Origin of the sequence: Bradyrhizobium sp. 132, assembly GCF_023074185.1 — a bacterium.
Lineage (GTDB): Bacteria > Pseudomonadota > Alphaproteobacteria > Rhizobiales > Xanthobacteraceae > Bradyrhizobium.
In genome coordinates this window covers 202,072-221,882 of sequence record NZ_JADPKY010000106.1, presented here as the reverse complement: position 1 = coordinate 221,882, position 19,811 = coordinate 202,072, and the positions used below count along the sequence as shown (strand labels likewise).

The window sequence follows — 19,811 nt, the reverse complement described above, 5'->3', positions numbered from 1 at the left end:
TCAAGCCAGATGTCGAGCCGCCGTCGCGTCGATCGTCGCCACCGGAATGACCGTCTCCTCGTCGAGCGCAGCGAGGCGTGCGTCGATGGCATCGATGACCTTGCGCGAGAACGGTCCGAGATGCGCATAGGCAGCGATCATCTGCACGGCGATCCGCGCCGATGACGTGTCGCGCTTGGCGCAGTTCATGAAGGTCTGCCACAGCGGCCCGCGCGCCTCGGGAAGGGCTGTGACCACCTTGTGCACCGTTTCCATCGCGCCGATCCGGGCGCGGATATCGCCTTCCGCGAGCTCCTGGCGCTGGCGAGAGCGGTCGAGCAGCGTCATCAGACGGTCGATGCGCCTCGCATAGGCCGTCGGGCTGTAGATGTGCTCCAGCACGCGCTTGTAGTCCATCAGGATGTCGCGCAACGGGCGCACCGGATCGAAGTTGATCCCGGCGGTGCACTGATCGGCGCCGATGGTCGGCGCCAGGTCGTGGCCCGGGTGCAGCCGGCCTTCGCGCTCCAGGCGGCGCGTAAGCTGCGTGTTCGGCAAGGCATAGAGCAGGCCGACCATGCTGACGGGGATCGCCGCCTCTTCGATGAAGTCGATCATGGCATCCGCCATCGAGAGCTTCTCATTGTCGAAGCCGACGATAAAACCCGCGGTGACGAGCATGCCAGCGGCGTAGATTTTGTGGATGCTCTCGGCGATGTTGCGCCGCGTGTTCTGCTTTTTCCGCATCGCGACCAGCGTCGCCGGGTCCGGACTTTCGATGCCGACGAAGATGGCGAAGAAGTTCGCCGCACCCATCAGGTCCAATAGCTCGGGATCGTCGGCCAGATTGACCGAGGCTTCAGTCGACAATTCGAAGGGATAGCCGTGAGCGCGTTGCCATTCGGCGAGCTGGGGCAGAAACAGCCGGAGCGACTTCTTGTTGCCGATGAAATTGTCGTCGACGAAGTCGAGATGGCCGCGGTAACCCATTGCGTAGAGCGTATCGAGCTCGATCAGGATCTGCGCGTTTGTCTTGGTCCGCGGCACGCGTCCATAGAGCTCGATGATGTCGCAGAACTCGCAGGTAAACGGACAGCCGCGCGAATACTGCACACCGAGATAAAGGTAGTCCTCGAACTTCAGCAGGTCGAAGCGCGGCACCGGCGTTTTGGTGACGTCGGCCTGGAATTTCGGTGCGATGAAGACGCCGGACCGTGCGCCACTGTCCCAGGCCGCGATGAATTCGTCGATGACGCTCTCGGCCTCGCCGAGCACCTGGAAGTCGGCCCTCTTATAGATGTGGGGGCTCGAGGTGGGATCGGGACCGCCGACCACCACCGGCTTGCCCGCAGCACGGCACGTTTCGATCAGGCGCAGCGTGTCGGCCTGCTGCGGCATCATTCCGCCGGTGAAGACGACGTCGGCCCAGGACAGATCCTCGTCGCCGAAGGATTGCGTGTTGCAATCGATCAGCCGGACCGTCCAGCTCTCGGGCAACATCGCGGCAACGGTGATCAGGCCCAAGGGGGCGGCGGGGCGCTTCACGCCCAACACTTTGCAGGATTCGCCAAAGCTCCAGAAGGATTCTGCCGAGAACAGCGGATAGAGCATCAGGACGTTGCAAGGCTGCGGTGCGTTCATGGAACCCCTTTTGGCTTGATCCCACTGTAGCAGAGCATTGTCGACTTGCACCCCGGCAAAACGGACAAACTGTCGCTCTCGGTTCCAAGGGTGTCTGCACGCGGACGCCGGCATACGTCGCCCCAAGCCGTGCCGCGGGCGTCCAAGGAGGGTCCAGCCAGGTCCAGCCACCCCTCAGACTGTTGATTTGAAGGTTTCCAATTTGCCGGACACATTGCGCCCCTGAGTCCTATCGGTGGATTGGACCAATCAGGGGACTGCGATGGCAAACCTTACAATCAACGAAAAAGCCTTCACGCTCGACGTCGAGCCGGATACGCCGCTGCTGTGGGCAATCCGCGAGAATGCCGGTCTGACCGGCACCAAATATGGCTGCGGCATTGCACAATGCGGCGCCTGCACCGTTCACATCGACGGCGTCGCCACCCGCTCCTGCGGGGTTTCGGTCAGCGAGGCCGTGGGCAAGAAGATCACGACCATCGAAGGGCTCGCCTCCGGCAAGTCGCTGCACAAGGTGCAGGAAGCCTGGATCGCCCAAGACGTGCCGCAATGCGGCTATTGCCAGAGCGGCATGATCATGGCGGTGGCGGCGCTCCTCAACGAGAAGCCCAAGCCGACCGACGCTGACATCGACGAGGCTATCACCAATATCTGCCGCTGCGGCACCTTCCAGCAGGTGCGCGAAGCGATCCACACGATCGCAAGCGCGTAAGGATCCCATCATGAATCAGCATGTTTCACCGCGGCTCAACCGCCGCGCCTTCGTCATCGGCACGGCCGCGGTCGGCGCCGGCCTCGCAATCGGCCTCGACATCCCCTTCGGCGGCCCCGCCGTGGTCCGCGCGGCCGACGGCTCGCCCGAGATCGGCGCCTGGGTCGTGGTCCGGCCCGACGACACCGTCGTCATCCGCATCGCCCGCTCCGAGATGGGCCAGGGCTCGCTCACCGGCCTCGCCCAGCTCGTCGCCGAGGAGCTCGAATGCGACTGGTCGAAAGTCTCGACCGAATATCCGACGCCCGGCCAAAGCGTCGCCCGCAAGCGCGTCTGGGGCGATTTCTCGACCGGCGGCAGCCGCGGCATCCGCTCTTCGCAAGACTACGTCCGCAAGGGCGGCGCCACCGCGCGCGTGATGCTGATCCAGGCCGCCGCCGAGACGTGGAAAGTGCCGGCATCCGAATGCACGGCCGCCAACAGCGTCATCACCCATACGCCCTCGGGCAAGACCACGACCTACGGCAAGGTCGCCGAGGCCGCGGCCAAGCTGACGCCACCGGCCGACGTCAAGCTGAAGGACCCCAAGGACTGGAAGCTGATCGGCAAGGGCGTGAAGCGGCTCGACACCGCCGAGAAGACCACCGGCACCATGATCTACGGCATCGACGTCAAGCTGCCGAGCATGCTGAACGCCGCGATCAAGGACTGCCCGGTGTTCGGCGGCAAGGTGAAGAGCTTTGACGAAGCCAAGATCGCCGGGATGAAGGGCGTCAAGAAGATCGTCAAGGTCGGCGATACCGCGGTCGCGGTCGTTGCCGACACCTGGTGGCACGCCAAGACCGCGCTGGAGGCGCTGCCGATCGTCTGGGACGAGGGCGACAACGCCAAGGTCTCGAGCGAATCGATTGCAAAGTGGCTGGCCGAGGGCCTCGACAACGCGCAGCCGGCCTATGTCGGCAACAAGAACGGCGACGCGAAGGCGGCGATTGCAACTGCCGCCAAGAAGGTCGAGGCCGTCTACAGCTATCCCTACCAGAACCACGCCACCATGGAGCCGATGAACGCCACGGCGCTCTACACGGCGGACAAATGCGAGGTCTGGTGTGGCACACAGAACGGAGAAGCTGTCTTCGCGGCGGTGCTGGAAGCCTCCGGCCTGCCGGCGGAGAAGTGCGACGTGTACAAGGTGATGCCCGGCGGCGGTTTCGGCCGGCGCGGCCAGACCGACTATGTTCGCCAGGCCGTCATCATCGCCAAGGAGATGCCGGGCACGCCGATCAAGCTGTTGTGGTCTCGCGAAGAGGACATGGCGCACGGCAAGTATCACCCGATCACCCAGTGTAAGATGACCGGCGCGTTCGATGCCGACAACAATCTGATCGCGCTGCACTACCGTCTGTCCGGGCAGTCGATCCTGTTCTCGCTGCGTCCCGAAGCGCTGCAGAACGGCATGGATCCGGCCGCATTCCAGGGCGTCGCCCAGACCGGCGAAGCCGCGTTCGGCTACTCCGTGCCGAACCTGCTGGTCGAGCACGCGATGCGCAACCCGCACGTTCCGCCCGGCTTCTGGCGTGGCGTCAACGTCAATCACAACGCGATCTACATGGAATGCTTCATGGACGAGCTGGCCCAGGCCGCAGGCCAGGACCCGCTCGAATTCCGCCGCAAGCTGATGGGCAATCACCCCAAGCATCTCGCGGTGCTCAATGCCGTGGCCGAGAAGATCGGCTGGAGCACGCCGGCGCCGCAGGGCGTCTATCGCGGCATCGCGCAGGTGATGGGCTATGGCAGCTATGTCGCCGGCGCTGCCGAAATCTCGGTGACCGACGGCAACAAGATCAAGGTGCTTCGTATCGTCGCCTCCACCGATCCCGGCTACGTCGTCAATCCGGCACAGGTGGAGCGGCAGATCGCGGGCTCCTTCGTCTATGGCCTTAGCGCGTTGTTCTACGGCGGCTGCACCGTCAAGGACGGCAAGATCGAGCAAACCAACTTCGACACCTACAATTCGATGCGCATCAATGAGATGCCGAAGGTCGAATCGGTGATGGTGCCGAGCGGCGGGTTCTGGGGCGGAGTCGGCGAGCCGACCATCGGCGTCGCGGCGCCGGCGGTGCTCAATGCGTACTTCGCGGCGACGGGCAAGCGCATCCGCTCGGTGCCGCTGCGCGACCAGAACATCACCTTCGCCTGAGACGACAGCTGCGGCGGCCACCATGGCCGCCGCAGCATTTTTCGGATAAGGCCCATGAAAGCGCCGATGACACGGCGGAATGCCGTCCTCGGCATCACCGTCGCGGCAACATCGCTCGCCGTACCTTCCATCCTGCGCGCGCAATCAGCGGGCCGCGTCGTCGTGATCGGCGGCGGCTTTGGCGGCGCTGCGTGCGCCCGCGCGCTGAAGCGCGCGCAGGCAAACTTGCAAGTCATCCTGATCGAACCCAATGCGATCTTCACCTCCTGCCCCTTCAGTAACGCGGTGATTGCCGGCCTGCGCGAGATCGACGCGCAGCAGTTTGGCTATGACAGGCTCCGCGCGGAGGGCGTCACCGTGATCGGCCAGGCCGTGACCACGATCGAGCCGCAGCTGCGCAGCGTCATCACGGCCGATGGCGTTGCGCTGCCCTATGATCGTCTCGTACTCTCCCCCGGCATCGACTTCCATTTCGAAGCGTTGCCCGGCTATGACGACGCGGCATCAGAAAAAATGCCGCACGCCTGGAAGGCAGGCGCGCAGACGCTGCTGCTGCGCCGGCAGTTGGAGGCAATGCCGGACGGCGGCACTGTCGCCATTGCGATCCCCGCCAACCCCTCGCGCTGTCCCCCGGCGCCTTACGAGCGCGCCAGCCTGATCGCGCATTATTTGAAGACGAAGAAGCCGCGCTCGAAGGTTCTGATCCTCGATGCCAAGGACAATTTCTCGCAGCAGCGGCTGTTCGAGAAGGCGTGGAAGGAGCTCTACGGCGACATGATCGAACGCATCGGACTGTCGCAAGGCGGCCGCGTGACCTCGGTCGATCCCGCGACCAGGACCATCGTCACCGAGTTCGGCAACTACACCCCCGACGTCGCCAATGTTATCCCGCCGCAGCGCGCCGGGCGTATTGCCGAGGTCGCGGGCGCTGCGGATGCAACCGGCTGGTGCCCGATCAATCCTGTTACCTTTGAGTCAAAACTCGTCCGGAACATCCACGTCATTGGTGATGCCTGCCTCGGCGGCGGCATTCCCAAATCGGCGTCCGCTGCGGGCGCACAGGGCAAGGCCTGTGCTGCCGCCATCGTGAATCTCCTCGCCGGTCGGGCGCCGGAAACGCCGCGATTGACAGGCATCTGCTACAACATTGTCGCGCCCGGTTACGGCTTTTCACTCGCCGGCAATTACCAGCCCAAGGGCGATATCTTCGCCGAGGTCGAGGGCGGCGCGACCAGCCCGGTCGATGCTCCGCGCGAGTTGCGCGCCCGGGAAGCGACTGAAGCCGAGCACTGGTTTCAAACCATCACGGCAGACACCTTTGGCTAGATCATCGATCCATATCGCAGCGCTGATCGCCGCCAGTTTCGCCTTCGCCTGCCATGCAGGGGCAGAGGAACTCCTGCCCTACAACATCGCCGGAGACGGCATTGCGGAATCGCTCACCGGCGCGCCCGGCGATGCCGCGCGCGGCCGCGCGCTTGTGCTCGCGCGCACCACCACCTGCATCCTCTGCCATTCCGGCCCCTTCCCCGAAACGCGGTTCCAGGGCGACCTCGCGCCTGATCTCACAGGTGCGGGGAACCGCTGGACCACGAGCCAGTTGCGGCTTCGACTGGTCGATGCGGCGCGTTTCAACCCGGAGACCATCATGCCGTCCTATTATCGCAACGACCACCTCATGCGCGTCGGGCGCAATTTCGCCGGCAGGCCGATATTGTCGGCCACGGAGATCGAGGACATCGTGGCCTTTCTTGCAACGCTTCGGGACTAGGTCCATGCAAACCACGCGACGACATTTCCTGAGTATCGCCGGAGGCGTCGCGGCCGCCGGGACGATCCCGATCGTCACCCTGCGGCCGCTGCAAGCGACGCCCCCGATGCTCACCACCGCGATCCGCAACGTCGTCGGCGAAGCACCTGTGCGCACCGGCAGGGTGAAGCTCGACATTCCGCCGCTGGTCGAGAACGGCAACACGGTGCCGATGACCGTGAGCGTCGCCAGCCCGATGACGACGGACGACTACGTCAAGAGCATCCACGTCTTCAATGAGAAGAACCCGCAGCCGAACATCGGCAATTTCTATCTCGGCCCCTCCTCCGGCCGCGCCCAAATCTCGACCCGTATCCGGCTCGCCGACACCCAGAAGGTGGTGGCGATCGCGCGTCTTTCCGACGACACGTTCTGGCAGATCACGACTGAAATCGTCGTGACGCTGGCCGCCTGCACCGAGGAGATGAACTGATGGCCGCGCTGATCAACGTTCCGGCAAAGGGCCGGCGCGGCGATGTCATCGAGATCCGCACTTTGACCTCGCACATCATGGAAACCGGCTTCCGGCACACCGCGGACGGCGCGCCGGTGCCGCGCGACATCATCACGAGTTTTACGTGCCGCTACAACGGCGCCGAGATTTTCCGTGCTGACCTGTTTCCGGCGATCGCGGCCAACCCTTATCTGTCGTTCTTCACGGTCGCGAAGGAGAGCGGCAAGTTCGAGTTCGAGTGGACCGGCGACAACGGCTATTCGTCGAGCGCATCGGCATCGATCACCGTCGAATGAATTTTTGGCGCGCGATAGCAGCGGCGGCGCTCCTCGCCACCACCCCTGCCCTGCTCGCCGGCGAGATTCCGCCGGACGCGCGCCGCTCCGGTTATTCGTTCATGGGGCCTGACACACGTGCGATGCAGGATGACGACACGTCAAATCCCGGCATGCTGTTCGTGCTCGACGGTGAGGCGTTGTGGACGAAGAAGTCCGGCAGTGCCGACAAGGCCTGCGCTGACTGCCACGGCGATGCGCGCAGCAGCATGAAGGGCGTCGCAGCGCGCTATCCGGCCTTCGACAAGGCGCTGACGCGCCCCGTCACGCTCGACCAGCGTATCAATCTTTGCCGCAGCAATCATCAGCAGGCAACGCCGCTGCCGTACGAGAGCCGCGACCTGCTGGCCCTGTCCGCCTTCGTCGCGCACCAATCGCGGGGCGCGGCGATCACGGCTGGCGACGATCCGCAGCTGAAGCCGTTTGTCGAACAGGGCCGCGACCTCTTCATGCAACGTGAGGGCCAGCTCAACCTTGCTTGCACCAATTGCCACGACGACAACTACAACAAGCGTCTTGCCGGCGCGCCGATCACGCAAGGGCAGCCGACCGGCTATCCGCTTTATCGCCTGGAATGGCAGACGCTGGGCTCGCTGGAGCGGCGGCTGCGCAGCTGCATGACCGGCGTTCGCGCCCAGGCCTATGATTACGGTTCGCCCGAGCTCGTTGCGCTCGAACTCTATCTGATGTCGCGGGCGCGCGGCCTGAGTGTGGAAACGCCGGCCGTGCGGCCCTGAATTCCGCAGATTAGGACTAGGCAGACGCAGAACGGCCGCTAGTATCCGCCCAAATTGAGTCACAGGGAGGGACCTAAAGTGGTCAACCACAAAATCTCGCGTCGTACGCTTTTAACGGGCACTGCCGCCGCTGGCGCGCTCAGCCTGACGGGATTGCCGGCGCGCGCCGAGGTGAACTGGAAGAAATACGCCGGGACCAAGCTTGAGGTGATCCTCGCCAAGGGGCCCCGCGGCGACAATCTGCAAAAATACGTCAAGGAGTTCACCGAGCTCACCGGCATTCAGGTCGAATCCGAGCAGATTCCCGAGCAGCAGCAGCGCCAGAAGGTGGTGATCGAGCTGACCTCGGGACGGCCGAGCTTCGACGTCGTCCATCTCAGCTATCACGTGCAGAAGCGGCAGTTCGAGAGGGGCGGCTGGCTCGCCGACATGACGCCCTTCATGAAGGATCCGACGCTGACCGCCCCTGATCTCGTGGAGAGCGATTTCTCGGCCGCGGGCCTGCAATACGCCAAGAACGACAAGGGCCAGATGCTGTCGCTGCCGTGGTCGGTCGATTATTTCATCCTCTACTATAACAAGGAGCTGTTCGAGAAGAAGGGCGTCGCCGTGCCCAAGACACTCGACGAGATGGCCGCGGCGGCCGAGAAGCTCACCGATGCCAAGGAAGGCATCTACGGTTTTGTCGGGCGCGGCTTGCGCAACGCCAACATGGCGATGTGGAGCAACTTCTTCCTCGATTATGGCGGGGAATTCCTCGACGCCAAGGGCAACATCCTGACCGACGGTCCGGAAGCGATTGCCGCGACCAAGCTGTATCAGACACTCCTGACGAAATCGGCGCCTCCAGGCGTCGCCGGCTTCAACTGGATGGAGTCGATGGCCTCGTTCACGCAAGGCCGGTCCGCGATGTGGATCGACGGCGTCGGCTGGGCGCCGCCGCTGGAAGATCCGGCCGCTTCGCGCGTTGTCGGCAAGGTCGGCTACACCGTCGTACCCGCCGGCCCCAAGGGACAATATTCCTCGACCTATGGCGACGGCATCGGCATTGCCGCGGCGAGCAAGAACAAGGAAGCCGCCTATCTGCTCTGCCAATGGGTGGTCTCGAAGACCCAGGGCGCGCGGCTGCTGCAGGCCGGTGGCGGCGTGCCGTTCCGCAACTCGATCCTCGGCGATCCCGAAGTCCAGAAGGGCGTGAAGACCAAGGAGTGGCTGCAATCGGTGATCGATTCCGGCAAGATCAGCAAGCTGGGCCTGCCCGTCGTGATCCCGGTCGCCGAATTCCGCGACATCGTCGGCGCCGCGGTCACCGCGACCCTGTCCGGCGCCGATCCTGCCGCCGAGCTGAAGAAGGCCAACGATCAGTACCGGCCGATCCTGGAGCGTAGCGAGAAGACGTGAGTGCGTTGACACAATCGACTCCGGGCGCGGCAAAGTCTGATGCCGCGCCGGAGAAAGAGTTGCGGCCGCCGTCCTACTGGCCGTTCGTGGTGCCGGCGCTGGTCGTCGTGCTCGCGATCATCATCTTCCCGTGGGTCTTCACGATCTGGATGAGCCTGAACGAGTGGAAGGTCGGCTCGGCGACCACCTTCGCTGGATTCTCCAATTATCTGCGGCTGACGAGCGATCCCCGCTTCATCGAGGCCATCGGGCATACGCTGTTCTACACCGCACTGTCCGTGCTGCTGCCGCTCGTGCTCGGCACGTTTGCGGCCGTGGTGTTTCACCAGAAATTCCCCGGCCGCGGCTTCCTGCGCGGCGTCTTCATCATGCCGATGATGGCGACGCCGGTGGCGATCGCGCTGGTCTGGACCATGATGTTCCACCCGCAGCTCGGCGTGCTGAACTATTTGCTGTCACTGGTCGGGATCCCTGCGCAGCTCTGGGTGTTCCATCCCGCGACCGTCATTCCTTCGCTGGTCCTGGTCGAGACCTGGCAATGGACGCCGCTGGTCATGCTGATCGTGCTCGGCGGCCTCGCCGCGATTCCGACCGAGCCTTATGAAAGTGCACAGATCGACGGCGCCAATATCTGGCAGGTCTTCCGCTTCATCACCCTGCCGCTGATCATGCCGTTCCTGTTCATCGCCGGCATGATCCGCATGATCGACGCCGTGAAAAGTTTCGACATCATCTTCGCAATCACGCAGGGCGGACCGGGATCGGCGTCGGAGACCATCAACATCTATCTCTACAGCGTCGCCTTCTCCTATTACGACCTCGGCTACGGCTCGGCGATCGCGGTGGTGTTCTTCCTGCTGATCGTCGCGCTTGCGGCCGTGATGCTCTATGCCCGCCAGCGCATGCTGTGGACAGAAATCTCGAGCGACGCATGACACCCCGTCAGATCATCGGCAAAATCGGCCTGTGGCTTTCGGTGTTCGTCATCGTATCGCCGGCAATCCTGTTCTTTCTCTGGATGCTGTCGCTGTCGCTCAAATTCGAGATCGACAACGCCGCCTACCCGCCGGTGTTCTTCCCCGAGCATATCGCCTGGAAGAACTACGCGGACGTGCTCGCCTCCAACCGCTTCCTGACTTATTTCATCAACAGCCTGATCGTGACAGGCGGCGCGACGTTGCTTGCGCTGATCGTCGGTGTCCCCGCCGGTTACGGCATCGCACGCATGGCCGCGCACAAATCCGCGATCGTGATCCTGATCGCCCGGATCACGCCCGGCCTGTCCTATTTGATCCCGCTGTTCCTGCTGTTCCAATGGCTGGGACTGCTCGGCACGCTGGTGCCGCAGATCATCATCCATCTGGTGGTGACGGTGCCGATCGTGATCTGGATCATGATCGGCTATTTCGAGACGACGCCGATGGAGCTGGAAGAAGCCGCCCTCATCGACGGCGCCACACGCTGGCAGGTCTTCCGCCATGTCGCGCTGCCGATCGCCAAGCCCGGCATCGCCGTTGCCTTCATTCTGGCCGTGATCTTCTCCTGGAACAATTTTGTGTTCGGCATCGTGCTGGCGGGACGTGAGACACGCACCCTGCCGGTTGCCGTCTACAACATGATCTCGTTCGACCAGCTGAGCTGGGGGCCGCTCGCGGCCGCGGCGCTGATCGTGACGTTCCCGGTGCTGCTGCTGACGGTGTTCGCCCAGCGACAGATCGTTGCCGGGCTCACCGCTGGGGCCGTCAAGGGCGGGTAGCTACTCCGCCGGCGCGGCCGTCATCTCCGCATGCGGCATGTAGTTCTCGCTGCTGCGCCGGCTGAGAACGTACAGTCCGGCAGCCATCACGGCGTAGGCGAAAGCGACGGATGGCGTGACGCCGAACCCTCCGCCGATACCCACGGCCTCGCCGTGCATGAAGCCGAAATAGGTGAGCACGGCGCCAACCAAGGCGAACGCCGAGGCCTTCTCGAAATCACGCTCGATGATGAAGACGCCGATGGCACCCAGGATGAGGCCGCCGAGAATGGAGCCGCCACCCATCACGTCGAGCCCGTGATATAACACGCCCTGCTGCGGAAGCGCTGCGATCGCGGCAGCCTTGACTGCGCCATTCCGCCGACGGTCGCCGCCGCATTCATGGTCGAGCCCAGCATGGTGTCGATCTGGAGCTTGGCATCGCCTCCAATACCGCGGCTGAGCTTGCGACCCAGCCGAAGATGCCGCCCTGGGCCTTGATCATTTTCAGGCCCATCTCGTGAAATTCAGGGAAGTAGGATGCGCAGCCGTCCGAAATCACGACGCAGCGATAGCCGCGGTCATTGGCCTCGCGCACGGTGGTGTTGACGCACACTTCGGTGGTGACGCCGCACACCAGCAGATTTTCGATGCCGTATTTCTCCAGCACGTCGATGAGCTCGGTGGCGTAGAATGCGCCCTTGCCGGGCTTGTCGATCACGATCTCGCTGTCGAGCGGATAGAGCTCCGGGATGATGTCGTGGCCGGCCTCACCGCGAATGAGAATGCGGCCCATCGGGCCGGGGTCGCCGATGCGCAAGGATGGCGCGCCGCGCTCGACTTTCGCCGGCGGCGCGTCGGAGAGATCGGGCAGATGGCCTTCGCGCGTGTGGATCACCAGCATGCCGGTGTCGCGCGCGGCCTTCAGCACCGCACCGATCGGCTTCACCGCGCGCGCGAGCTGGCTGACGTCGTTGCCGAGCGTCTCGCCGAAGCCGCCGGGCTCCATGAAATCGCGCTGCATGTCGATGATCACGAGCGCGGTAGCCGACCAGTCGAGCTCGATCGGCCCGGGTTCGGCGCTGATGACGCCCAGTGTCGGCTTGCTTGAGTTCAACATGACGCCCGCCCCTCGCGAGAACTCTGTGTGCCAGGAGTTCTGCAAGCGCCGTGCCATTGTGTACAATGACGATCGGGAAGACGAAGCGCGCAAATTCGTTGCGCTATCAGCGCGTTATCGAGAGTGCTCGCGGCTGCTTATTCGCTGTGCGACGGCTTTGCGACGGGCATTTGCCTAGAGGATGAGCGACAACGAAGCTCGTTTTCAGCGGGCAGTCTCTCCGTACCGCCGCCGATATTCTTCCTCATACGGCGCGTAGGAATCCTTCAGCGTCGCCATGTTCAGCAGCATGGTCGCGACCGCCGAATTCGTCTTGTCGAACACGCGCGTCTTGACCCACGCACTCTCGGTGCGGCGGCTGCCGGAGAGCGCGACCACCTCGCGCTCGACTTCGTACTCCTCGACGACGAGCGGGCCCTTCACCAGCCTGATCTCCTGATCGGCGAACAGGCCGACGGCTGGTCCCTTCGCCGGCAACGGATCGCTCTTCGAGCGGTACTGGAACAGCACGCTCAGCATCTCTATCGGAATGATCGCCCCGCCCCAGGGATTCGAAGGATCGTCGGCGCCTGAGTAATACGGCGAGTTCTCGGTGATGACGGCGAGCTTTTGCTGCAGCGAGAACGGATAGAGGTCGCCCATGGTGTTCTCCACTGGAAGCCATGACTAGCAGGAGCGCCACGGATGCGGCCAGCGATATTGACTTCGCTGGCCCATGCCTTTGACTGTCACAATTCGCGTCGCGCAGCCGCAATCCCTCCCGCAGCGCAAACCCCAAGTCGAATAAAGTCGAACCAGAGACAAGGACTTCTGAAATGACGCTGATGCAGGTCGAGCTGGAAGACAAATACCGGCTCGAATCGAAGCGGATATTCCTGTCCGGCACGCAGGCGCTGGTCCGGTTGCCCATGTTGCAGCGCGAACGCGACCGGCTCCAGGGCCTCAACACCGGCGGCTTCATCTCGGGCTATCGCGGTTCCCCGCTCGGCATGTACGACCACGCGCTGTGGCGTGCCAAGTCGCACCTCCAGCAGCACGACATCGCCTTCGTCCCCGGCCTCAACGAGGACCTCGCGGCGACCGCCGTCTGGGGCAGCCAGCAGGTCGGCCTGTTTCCCGGCGCCAAGGTCGATGGCGTGTTCGGCATCTGGTACGGCAAGGGACCCGGCGTCGACCGCTCGGTCGATGCGCTCAAGCACGCCAATGCGGCCGGAACTTCGCTCAATGGCGGCGTGCTAGCGCTTGCCGGCGACGACCATGGCTGCCAGTCCTCGACACTGGCGCATCAGAGCGAGCAGGTGTTCGCAGCGGCGCTGATCCCCGTGATCAATCCGGCGACGCTGCAGGATTATCTCGATCTCGGCCTCTATGGTTTTGCGCTGTCGCGCTTCTCCGGCTGCTGGGTCGGCTTCAAGGCGATCAGCGAGACCGTGGAGAGCTCGGCCTCGATCTATAGCGATCCCGAACGCATCCAGATCAAGCTCCCCGACGATTTCGAGATGCCGCCCGGCGGCCTCAACATCCGCTGGCCCGATCCGCCGCTGGACGCGGAGAGGCGCCTGTTCGGCCCCAAGATGGCGGCGGTGCAGGCTTTCGCCCGCGCCAACCAGCTCGACCGCATCGTGCTCGACTCCAAGCCAGCACGTCTCGGCATCGTCGCGACCGGCAAGGCCTATCTCGATCTGCGGCAGGCCCTCGCCGATTTGGGCATTACCGACAAGGACGCGCAGGACCTCGGCCTGCGCATCTACAAGGTCGCGATGACCTGGCCGCTGGAGGAAAGCGGCGCCAAGCGTTTTGCCGAAGGGCTTCAAGACGTCCTGGTGATCGAGGAGAAACGCGGCTTCATCGAAGACCAGCTGATGCGCATCCTCTACAATATCGATGCGTCCCGCCGCCCGACCGTCACGGGCAAACGCGACGAGCGCGGCGCACCGCTGCTGCCGAGCGAGGGCGAACTGACGCCGACCTTGGTCGCGGCCGCGCTGGTGGCGCGGTTGCGCAAGCTCGGCCATCACAGCCCGGTGCTGGAGCAGCGGCTCGCGCGGCTCGAGGCCTTCGACAACCCCGTCACCACCAGCACGCAGATCAAGCTCGCGCGCACGCCGTTCTTCTGCTCGGGCTGCCCGCACAACACCTCGACGCGCGTGCCCGAAGGAAGCCGCGCTATGGCCGGCATCGGCTGTCACGGCATGGCTTTGAGCATGCCGACGCGCCGCACCGATCTGATCTCGCATATGGGCGCCGAAGGCGTGAACTGGATTGGACAAGCGCCCTTCACCACCGAGCAGCACATCTTCCAGAACCTCGGCGACGGCACCTATACCCATTCCGGGCTTCTCGCCCTTCGCGCGGCATCGGCCGCCGGCATCAGCATCACCTACAAGATCCTCTACAACGACGCCGTCGCGATGACCGGCGGCCAGCCGGCCGAGGGCGGCTTCAACGTCGCGCAGATCGCGCACCAGGTCTGGGCCGAAGGCGTCAAGCGGCTCGCGGTCGTCTCGGACGATCCCACCAAATACCCTGAAGGCAACTACTTCCCGCAGGGCGCGACCATTCATCACCGCCGCGAGCTCGATGCCGTTCAACGCGAGCTGCGCGACATCAAGGGCCTCACGGTCATCATCTATGACCAGACCTGCGCGGCGGAAAAGCGCCGCCGCCGCAAGCGTGGACTCTATCCCGATCCCGCCAAGCGCGCCTTCATCAACGAGCTGGTCTGCGAAGGTTGCGGCGATTGCTCGCAGGCTTCCAATTGCGTCTCGGTGCAGCCGCTCGAGACCGAATTCGGCCGCAAGCGCCAGATCGATCAGTCGAACTGCAACAAGGACTTTTCCTGCGTCGAAGGTTTTTGCCCGAGTTTTGTCACCGTGCATGGCGGCAGCCTGAAGCGCATGAAGACCTCGGCAGTAGACTCAGGCCAGTTGTTCGCCGACCTTCCGCTGCCGCCTGCGCGCGAGCTGGAGGCGCCCTACAACATCCTCGTCACCGGCATCGGCGGCACCGGCGTCATCACCATCGGCGCGCTGCTCGGCATGGCCGCCCATGTCGACGGCCGCGGCTGCTCGGCGCTGGATTTCACCGGCCTGTCGCAGAAGAACGGCGCGGTGATGAGCCATGTACGCATCGCCGCGAAGCCGGAAGACATCTCCGCGGTCCGGATCACCACGGGCGGCGCGGACGTCATCCTCGGCTGCGACATGATCGTCTCGGCCGGTCCCTCCGCGCTCAGCCGTGCCGAGCGCGGCGTGACCAAGGCCTATGTCAACGCCGACCTGCAGCCCACCGCGAGCTTCGTGCAAAACCCCGATCTCGATTTCGAGATGGGCACGATGCAGACCGTGCTGCGCGACGCCGTCGGCGACAAGAACCTCGACATCATCGATGCCACCGGCATTGCCTCGGCGCTGATGGGCGATTCGATTGCGACAAATCCCTTCATGCTCGGCTTCGCCTTCCAGAAGGGCGCCATCCCGCTGTCGCTGGAAGCGCTGCTCCGCGCCATCGAGATCAACGGCACCGCCATCGAGATGAACAAGCTTGCCTTCACCTGGGGACGCCTCGCCGCCCACGACATGTCGCGGGTGCGCAGCGTGCTCCAGTTCAGGAGCCGGGCGTCCGCGCCGGCGAAGTCGCTCGACGACATCATCGCGACCCGCGCGGAGTTTCTGAGTGGCTACCAGGACAAGGCCTACGCCGACCGCTACCTCGCGGCCGTCGCCAAGGTGCGCAAGGCGGAAGCAGCTGCCTCGCCCGCGTCCGTGGAGCTGACCGAGGCTGTCGCCAAGAATCTATTCAAGCTCATGTCCTACAAGGACGAGTACGAGGTCGCACGCCTCTATACCGACGGCAGCTTCTCCAAGAAGGTCTCGGAGAAATTCGACGGCGACTTCAAGCTGAAGTTCTATCTGGCCCCGCCGATCTTCGCACAGCGCGACAAGACCACCGGACATCTCCAGAAGAAGGAATTCGGCGGCTGGATGATCCACGCCTTCCGCGTTCTGGCCAAGCTGAAATTCCTGCGCGGCGGCGCGTTCGATCCGTTCGGCCGCACCGAGGAGCGCCGGACCGAGCGGAAGCTGGTCGCGGATTATCTCGGCATGATCGATCAGCGGATCGCCGGGCTGAAGGCGGAGCAGATCCCGCTGCTGGCAAAGCTTGCGCGACTGCCGGAGACGATCCGCGGCTTCGGCCACGTCAAGGAGGCCAACATCAAGCTTGCCGCGGCCGAGAAGGCGCGGCTGGAAGCGGAGCTGGAGAACAGCCGCTTTGCGGTGGCTGCGGAGTAGCGGTTAGGCCCGAACTCTCTCCTGGTCATTGCGAGGAGCCCTTGCGACGAAGCAATCCAGAGTCTTTCCCCGGAGACAGTCTGGATTGCTTCGCGGAGCCCGTCATCGGGCCGCGCTTCGCGCGGACCCGCTCGCTCGCAATGATGGACAACCTCCTGAAAGACCACAGCTAGCGGGCCGGCTTGCGCTCGACCGGGTCGATGTCGATCGCCCGCAGCCGGCCGAGCCGCAGCACGTCCATGGCCAGCCGCCGGCCGATCCGGTCGCGGTCGAGCACGCGGATCAGGTCGTCGACGCCATTGATCCCGACGCCGTCGAGGCTGATCACGACATCGCCGGACAACAGGCCCGCCTTCGCCGCCGGCCCGTCCGGCTCGATCTGCGCCAGCAACGCGCCCATCTTGTTCTCGACGCCGGCCAGCACCGCGTGCCGCCGCGGGATCGGCGCGGTCTGCCCGGCGACGCCGATATAGGCGCGGCGGACATAGCCGTGGCGGATGATCTCCGACAGCACGAATTGCGCGGTGTTGCTGGCGACCGCGAAGCAGATGCCTTGCGCGCCATTTATGATGGCGGTGTTGATGCCGATCACCTCGGCATTCGACGACACCAGCGGCCCGCCGGAATTGCCGGGATTGAGCGCGGCATCGGTCTGGATCACGTCCTCGATGGTGCGGCCGCTGACCGAGCGGATCGAGCGCCCGAGCGCGGAGACCACGCCGGCGGTGACGGTCGACTCGAATCCGAGCGGATTGCCGATCGCGATCACGAGCTGGCCGCGCTTCAGGTTCTGGGAGTTGCCGAGCGCGGCATAGGGCAAGTCACGCACGCCGTTGGCGCGCAGCAGCGCGAGGTCGGTATCGGGATCGACACCGAGCACGCGGGCCTCGCCGACATTACCCTCGACGTCCCGCAGCCGGATCTCCTTCGACGAGCCGACCACATGGCTATTGGTGAGCACGAGCCCGTCCGGCGAGATCACGATGCCGGAGCCGAGCCCGCCGCGCTCGCGGCCGTTCGGCACTTTCGGCCCGGTTTCGACGCGCACCACCGCAGGGCCGACGCGATCGGTCACGTCGATCACGGCATTGGAATAGGCGTCCAGCAGGACCCGGTCATTGTCCGGGGCAGCCGCTGTCGTTCGCGATGACGGTGCGTCATCGACGATGTCTGTGGTAAAATCCAGCATGGCAAGAGTCCTTGAGGGTCACACAGATGGTGGCCTGTTCCCTCCAGCGCAAGTGGCCGCTTAGGGCACCCGCCGCAGCGAGCCCGCCCTTGCCTTGACCGGGTCGAGCAGGGACCAGTCGCCATCCGGGAGCACGTAACCCTTGGGGAACGGCGCGCGCAGCTCGAGCCCTAGCGAGTGCAGCACACGGTCGTCGCGGTAGTAGCATTGCAGCACCACGCGGACGAGGGTTGCGGCAGCCCCGCCGCCGGAACTGCGAAACTCCTGCGCCACCACATCGCGCTTTGCCGCATCGAGCTCGGCGAACGGTTGGCCCGCAAGCCGCGCCAGATGGTCGAGCGCCGCCGCCACCAATTTGCTGTCACGGCCAAGCGTCGCCAGCATGTCGGCCTGGATCGCGGGATCATCGGCGCCGGGCACCTTGTACGCGTCGCTGGCGGGAACGATCATCGCGGCGATGGTGCGAAGGTCGTCGCGTTGGGCGCGTGTCAGTTGATTTTCTGCGGACATATCATTCTCAATCGAACAAATTGGCGAGGCGCTGCTTCATCTGGTCGGCGACGTAGAGCGCGATGGCCTGGATGGTGGAGGTCGGGTTGACGCCGCCCGAGGTGACGAAGACGCTGCCATCGACGATGAAGAGGTTCTTCACGTCGTGCGAGCGGCCCCATTCGTTGACGACGGAGCGTTCGGGGTCGGTGCCCATGCGTGCCGTGCCCAGCAGGTGCCAGCCGCCCCACGGGATCGGCGAGTTGACGCAGATGTCGCTCGCCCCCGCCGTTTCGAGAATCTCCCGGCCGCGCGCCAGCGCATGCTCCATCATCTTCCGGCTGTTCTCGCTGATCGTGTAGTCGATCTTCGGCGCGGGAATGCCGTGGCTGTCCTTCAAGACCGGATCGAGCGTGACCTGGTTATGCTCCTCCGGCAGGTCCTCGCAAATCGCGGAAAACCCGAGGCGGTGGCCGTTGAGCTTGCGGAAGATGCGGTGATGATCGGCGCCCCACGGCAAGATGCCCTTCTGCTCGCTGACGACAGCCTCGAACACCGGTCCGGCGCCGCGCACGAACTGGACGCCATAGCCGCGCACGAAACCGCGCGCCAGGTCCGTGTCATACCACTCCTTGCTCCACAGGCAGGTCGGCGGCGCACGGTTGCTGTCGGTCGGCTCCTTCACGTAGCCGTAGATCTGCGCATAGGGATGGAACATCAGGTTCTTGCCGACCAGGCCGGACGAATTGGCAAGACCGTTCGGAAAGCGGCTCGATGCCGAGTTCAGCAGCAGCCGCGGCGTGCCGACGCCGTTGCAGGCGATGATGACGACATGCGCCGGCTGGAACTGCTCGACGCCATCCTTGTCGTAGTAGACCACGCCTGTGGCCATGCCGTTCTCGTCGGTGGTGATTTCGCGCACCCGGCAATGGGTGCGCAGCTCGACACCGGCGCGGACCGCGTGCGGCCAATAGGTGATGTCGGTCGAGGATTTTGCGCCTTGCGCGCAGGCCGGCGTGCAATGGCCGAGATTGATGCAGCGCGCGCGGCCCTCATAATCCATGGTCGCAACCGTCGTGTCCGACGGCCACCAGTGCCAGCCGCGCTCGTTCATGGCCTTGCCGATGATGGCGCCGGACAAGCCGAGCGGCTGTTGTGGCATCGGCGGATGCGTCAGCGGCGAGAGCGGATCGCCCGACAGGCCTGACGTCCCCATCATCCGGTCATTCTCTTCGAAGAACGGGGTCAGCGCGTCGTAATCGATCGGCCAGTCGTCGGCGACGCCGTCGAGCGTCTTGACCTTGAAATCGGAGGGATGCAGCCGCGGCCAATGCGCGGTGTACATCACCGTCGAGCCGCCGACCGCATTATAGTTGACGACCTTGATCGGCGAATTGTCGTCGTTGATCGGATAGTCCTCGGGCCGGCCGCGGATGTTGGGGCTCGACGACCACTCGCCGTAGAACTTGGCCTCCCAGTCCCGGCCCGTGCTGGGATATTCCGCCGGGTTCATCCAGCCACCCTGCTCCAGGCAGAGAATGTGCATTTTGGTCTCGGCCAGCGACCACGCCACCGCCGCGCCTGAAGCGCCGGCACCGATGATCAGGACGTCCACGGGGTCTTTCATCGCAACCTTTTCCCTCCCTCGCCGCTTCACGGGCGATTCGGCCTCCGCGGTCCGCGAGGCCGGGCAACGATAGGATCAGAGCTACGGCTGAGT

The 19,811-nt window shown here is 64.4% G+C and carries 15 protein-coding genes and 3 pseudogenes; 11 read left to right on the top strand and 7 right to left on the bottom strand.

Translation table 11 applies throughout. The annotated features are described in order from the left end of the window. Positions 1-1,620 (bottom strand): B12-binding domain-containing radical SAM protein, encoded by a 1,620-nt coding sequence (locus IVA74_RS22680; protein ID WP_247348248.1) that lies wholly within the window; start codon positions 1,618-1,620, stop codon positions 1-3. A 262-nt stretch (positions 1,621-1,882) separates the two neighbouring features. On the opposite strand from IVA74_RS22680, the gene IVA74_RS22675 reads away from it, so the two are divergent. The 10 genes from IVA74_RS22675 (at position 1,883) to IVA74_RS22630 (ending at position 11,022) form a co-directional block, all read left to right on the top strand. After that, entirely contained in the window at positions 1,883-2,332 is a 450-nt protein-coding gene (locus IVA74_RS22675; protein WP_247348246.1) for a (2Fe-2S)-binding protein, read from the top strand. A gap of 10 nt (positions 2,333-2,342) precedes the next feature. Continuing rightward, complete coding sequence (locus IVA74_RS22670) at positions 2,343-4,529, top strand: molybdopterin cofactor-binding domain-containing protein (RefSeq protein ID WP_247348244.1); 2,187 nt, start codon at positions 2,343-2,345, stop codon at positions 4,527-4,529. A gap of 54 nt (positions 4,530-4,583) precedes the next feature. Next, on the top strand, positions 4,584-5,855 hold the full coding sequence (locus tag IVA74_RS22665) for an NAD(P)/FAD-dependent oxidoreductase (protein WP_247348242.1): 1,272 nt from the start codon (positions 4,584-4,586) through the stop codon (positions 5,853-5,855). Further along, positions 5,848-6,300, top strand: a complete 453-nt coding sequence (soxX, locus tag IVA74_RS22660) for a sulfur oxidation c-type cytochrome SoxX (protein ID WP_247348240.1) — start codon at positions 5,848-5,850, stop codon at positions 6,298-6,300. Before IVA74_RS22665 ends, soxX begins: the two co-directional genes overlap by 8 nt. A 4-nt stretch (positions 6,301-6,304) precedes the next feature. Further along, positions 6,305-6,772, top strand: a complete 468-nt coding sequence (locus IVA74_RS22655; RefSeq protein ID WP_247348237.1) for a SoxY-related AACIE arm protein — start codon at positions 6,305-6,307, stop codon at positions 6,770-6,772. Beyond that, positions 6,772-7,089 (top strand): thiosulfate oxidation carrier complex protein SoxZ, encoded by a 318-nt coding sequence (gene soxZ, locus IVA74_RS22650; RefSeq protein ID WP_247348235.1) that lies wholly within the window; start codon positions 6,772-6,774, stop codon positions 7,087-7,089. Before IVA74_RS22655 ends, soxZ begins: the two co-directional genes overlap by 1 nt. Next, positions 7,086-7,865 (top strand): sulfur oxidation c-type cytochrome SoxA, encoded by a 780-nt coding sequence (gene soxA / locus IVA74_RS22645; protein WP_247348233.1) that lies wholly within the window; start codon positions 7,086-7,088, stop codon positions 7,863-7,865. Before soxZ ends, soxA begins: the two co-directional genes overlap by 4 nt. 78 nt (positions 7,866-7,943) lie before the next feature. Continuing rightward, entirely contained in the window at positions 7,944-9,266 is a 1,323-nt protein-coding gene (locus IVA74_RS22640; RefSeq protein ID WP_247348232.1) for an extracellular solute-binding protein, read from the top strand. Beyond that, positions 9,263-10,201 (top strand): sugar ABC transporter permease, encoded by a 939-nt coding sequence (locus tag IVA74_RS22635; RefSeq protein ID WP_247348229.1) that lies wholly within the window; start codon positions 9,263-9,265, stop codon positions 10,199-10,201. The genes IVA74_RS22640 and IVA74_RS22635 overlap by 4 nt, the downstream gene beginning before the upstream one ends. After that, entirely contained in the window at positions 10,198-11,022 is an 825-nt protein-coding gene (locus tag IVA74_RS22630; RefSeq protein ID WP_247348226.1) for a carbohydrate ABC transporter permease, read from the top strand. Before IVA74_RS22635 ends, IVA74_RS22630 begins: the two co-directional genes overlap by 4 nt. On the opposite strand, the pseudogene IVA74_RS22625 reads toward IVA74_RS22630, so the two are convergent. The 3 genes and pseudogenes from IVA74_RS22625 to IVA74_RS22615 form a co-directional block, all read right to left on the bottom strand. After that, positions 11,023-11,441 (bottom strand): annotated as a pseudogene (locus IVA74_RS22625) (regulator); the annotation flags it as partial. After that, positions 11,402-12,121 (bottom strand): isochorismatase family cysteine hydrolase, encoded by a 720-nt coding sequence (locus tag IVA74_RS22620; protein ID WP_247348224.1) that lies wholly within the window; start codon positions 12,119-12,121, stop codon positions 11,402-11,404. The pseudogene IVA74_RS22625 and the gene IVA74_RS22620, both read right to left, overlap by 40 nt. Positions 12,122-12,325: 204 nt before the next feature. After that, positions 12,326-12,763 (bottom strand): annotated as a pseudogene (locus IVA74_RS22615) (hypothetical protein); the annotation flags it as partial. A 161-nt stretch (positions 12,764-12,924) separates the two neighbouring features. Here IVA74_RS22615 and IVA74_RS22610 point away from each other — a divergent pair. After that, a pseudogene (locus tag IVA74_RS22610) lies at positions 12,925-16,413 on the top strand (indolepyruvate ferredoxin oxidoreductase family protein); the annotation flags it as partial. A 169-nt stretch (positions 16,414-16,582) separates the two neighbouring features. On the opposite strand, the gene IVA74_RS22605 reads toward IVA74_RS22610, so the two are convergent. Genes IVA74_RS22605 through IVA74_RS22595 form a run of 3 tightly spaced genes read right to left on the bottom strand, consistent with a single transcriptional unit; the run spans position 16,583 to position 19,718 of the window. Next, entirely contained in the window at positions 16,583-17,602 is a 1,020-nt protein-coding gene (locus tag IVA74_RS22605) for a trypsin-like peptidase domain-containing protein (protein ID WP_247348221.1), read from the bottom strand. A gap of 60 nt (positions 17,603-17,662) precedes the next feature. Continuing rightward, positions 17,663-18,112, bottom strand: a complete 450-nt coding sequence (locus IVA74_RS22600) for a hypothetical protein (protein WP_247348219.1) — start codon at positions 18,110-18,112, stop codon at positions 17,663-17,665. A gap of 7 nt (positions 18,113-18,119) precedes the next feature. After that, on the bottom strand, positions 18,120-19,718 hold the full coding sequence (locus IVA74_RS22595; protein ID WP_247348217.1) for a GMC family oxidoreductase: 1,599 nt from the start codon (positions 19,716-19,718) through the stop codon (positions 18,120-18,122). Between the last annotated feature and the right edge of the window lie 93 nt (positions 19,719-19,811).

Coding starts and splice junctions, on each gene's coding strand:
- IVA74_RS22670 (WP_247348244.1), top strand. CDS start 2,343: ATGAATCAGCATGTTTCACCGCGGCTCAACCGCCGCGCCTTCGTCATC.
- IVA74_RS22595 (WP_247348217.1), bottom strand. CDS start 19,718: ATGAAAGACCCCGTGGACGTCCTGATCATCGGTGCCGGCGCTTCAGGC.
- IVA74_RS22605 (WP_247348221.1), bottom strand. CDS start 17,602: ATGCTGGATTTTACCACAGACATCGTCGATGACGCACCGTCATCGCGA.
- IVA74_RS22680 (WP_247348248.1), bottom strand. CDS start 1,620: ATGAACGCACCGCAGCCTTGCAACGTCCTGATGCTCTATCCGCTGTTC.
- IVA74_RS22665 (WP_247348242.1), top strand. CDS start 4,584: ATGAAAGCGCCGATGACACGGCGGAATGCCGTCCTCGGCATCACCGTC.
- soxZ (WP_247348235.1), top strand. CDS start 6,772: ATGGCCGCGCTGATCAACGTTCCGGCAAAGGGCCGGCGCGGCGATGTC.
- IVA74_RS22655 (WP_247348237.1), top strand. CDS start 6,305: ATGCAAACCACGCGACGACATTTCCTGAGTATCGCCGGAGGCGTCGCG.
- IVA74_RS22600 (WP_247348219.1), bottom strand. CDS start 18,112: ATGTCCGCAGAAAATCAACTGACACGCGCCCAACGCGACGACCTTCGC.
- IVA74_RS22675 (WP_247348246.1), top strand. CDS start 1,883: ATGGCAAACCTTACAATCAACGAAAAAGCCTTCACGCTCGACGTCGAG.
- IVA74_RS22630 (WP_247348226.1), top strand. CDS start 10,198: ATGACACCCCGTCAGATCATCGGCAAAATCGGCCTGTGGCTTTCGGTG.
- soxA (WP_247348233.1), top strand. CDS start 7,086: ATGAATTTTTGGCGCGCGATAGCAGCGGCGGCGCTCCTCGCCACCACC.
- IVA74_RS22620 (WP_247348224.1), bottom strand. CDS start 12,121: ATGTTGAACTCAAGCAAGCCGACACTGGGCGTCATCAGCGCCGAACCC.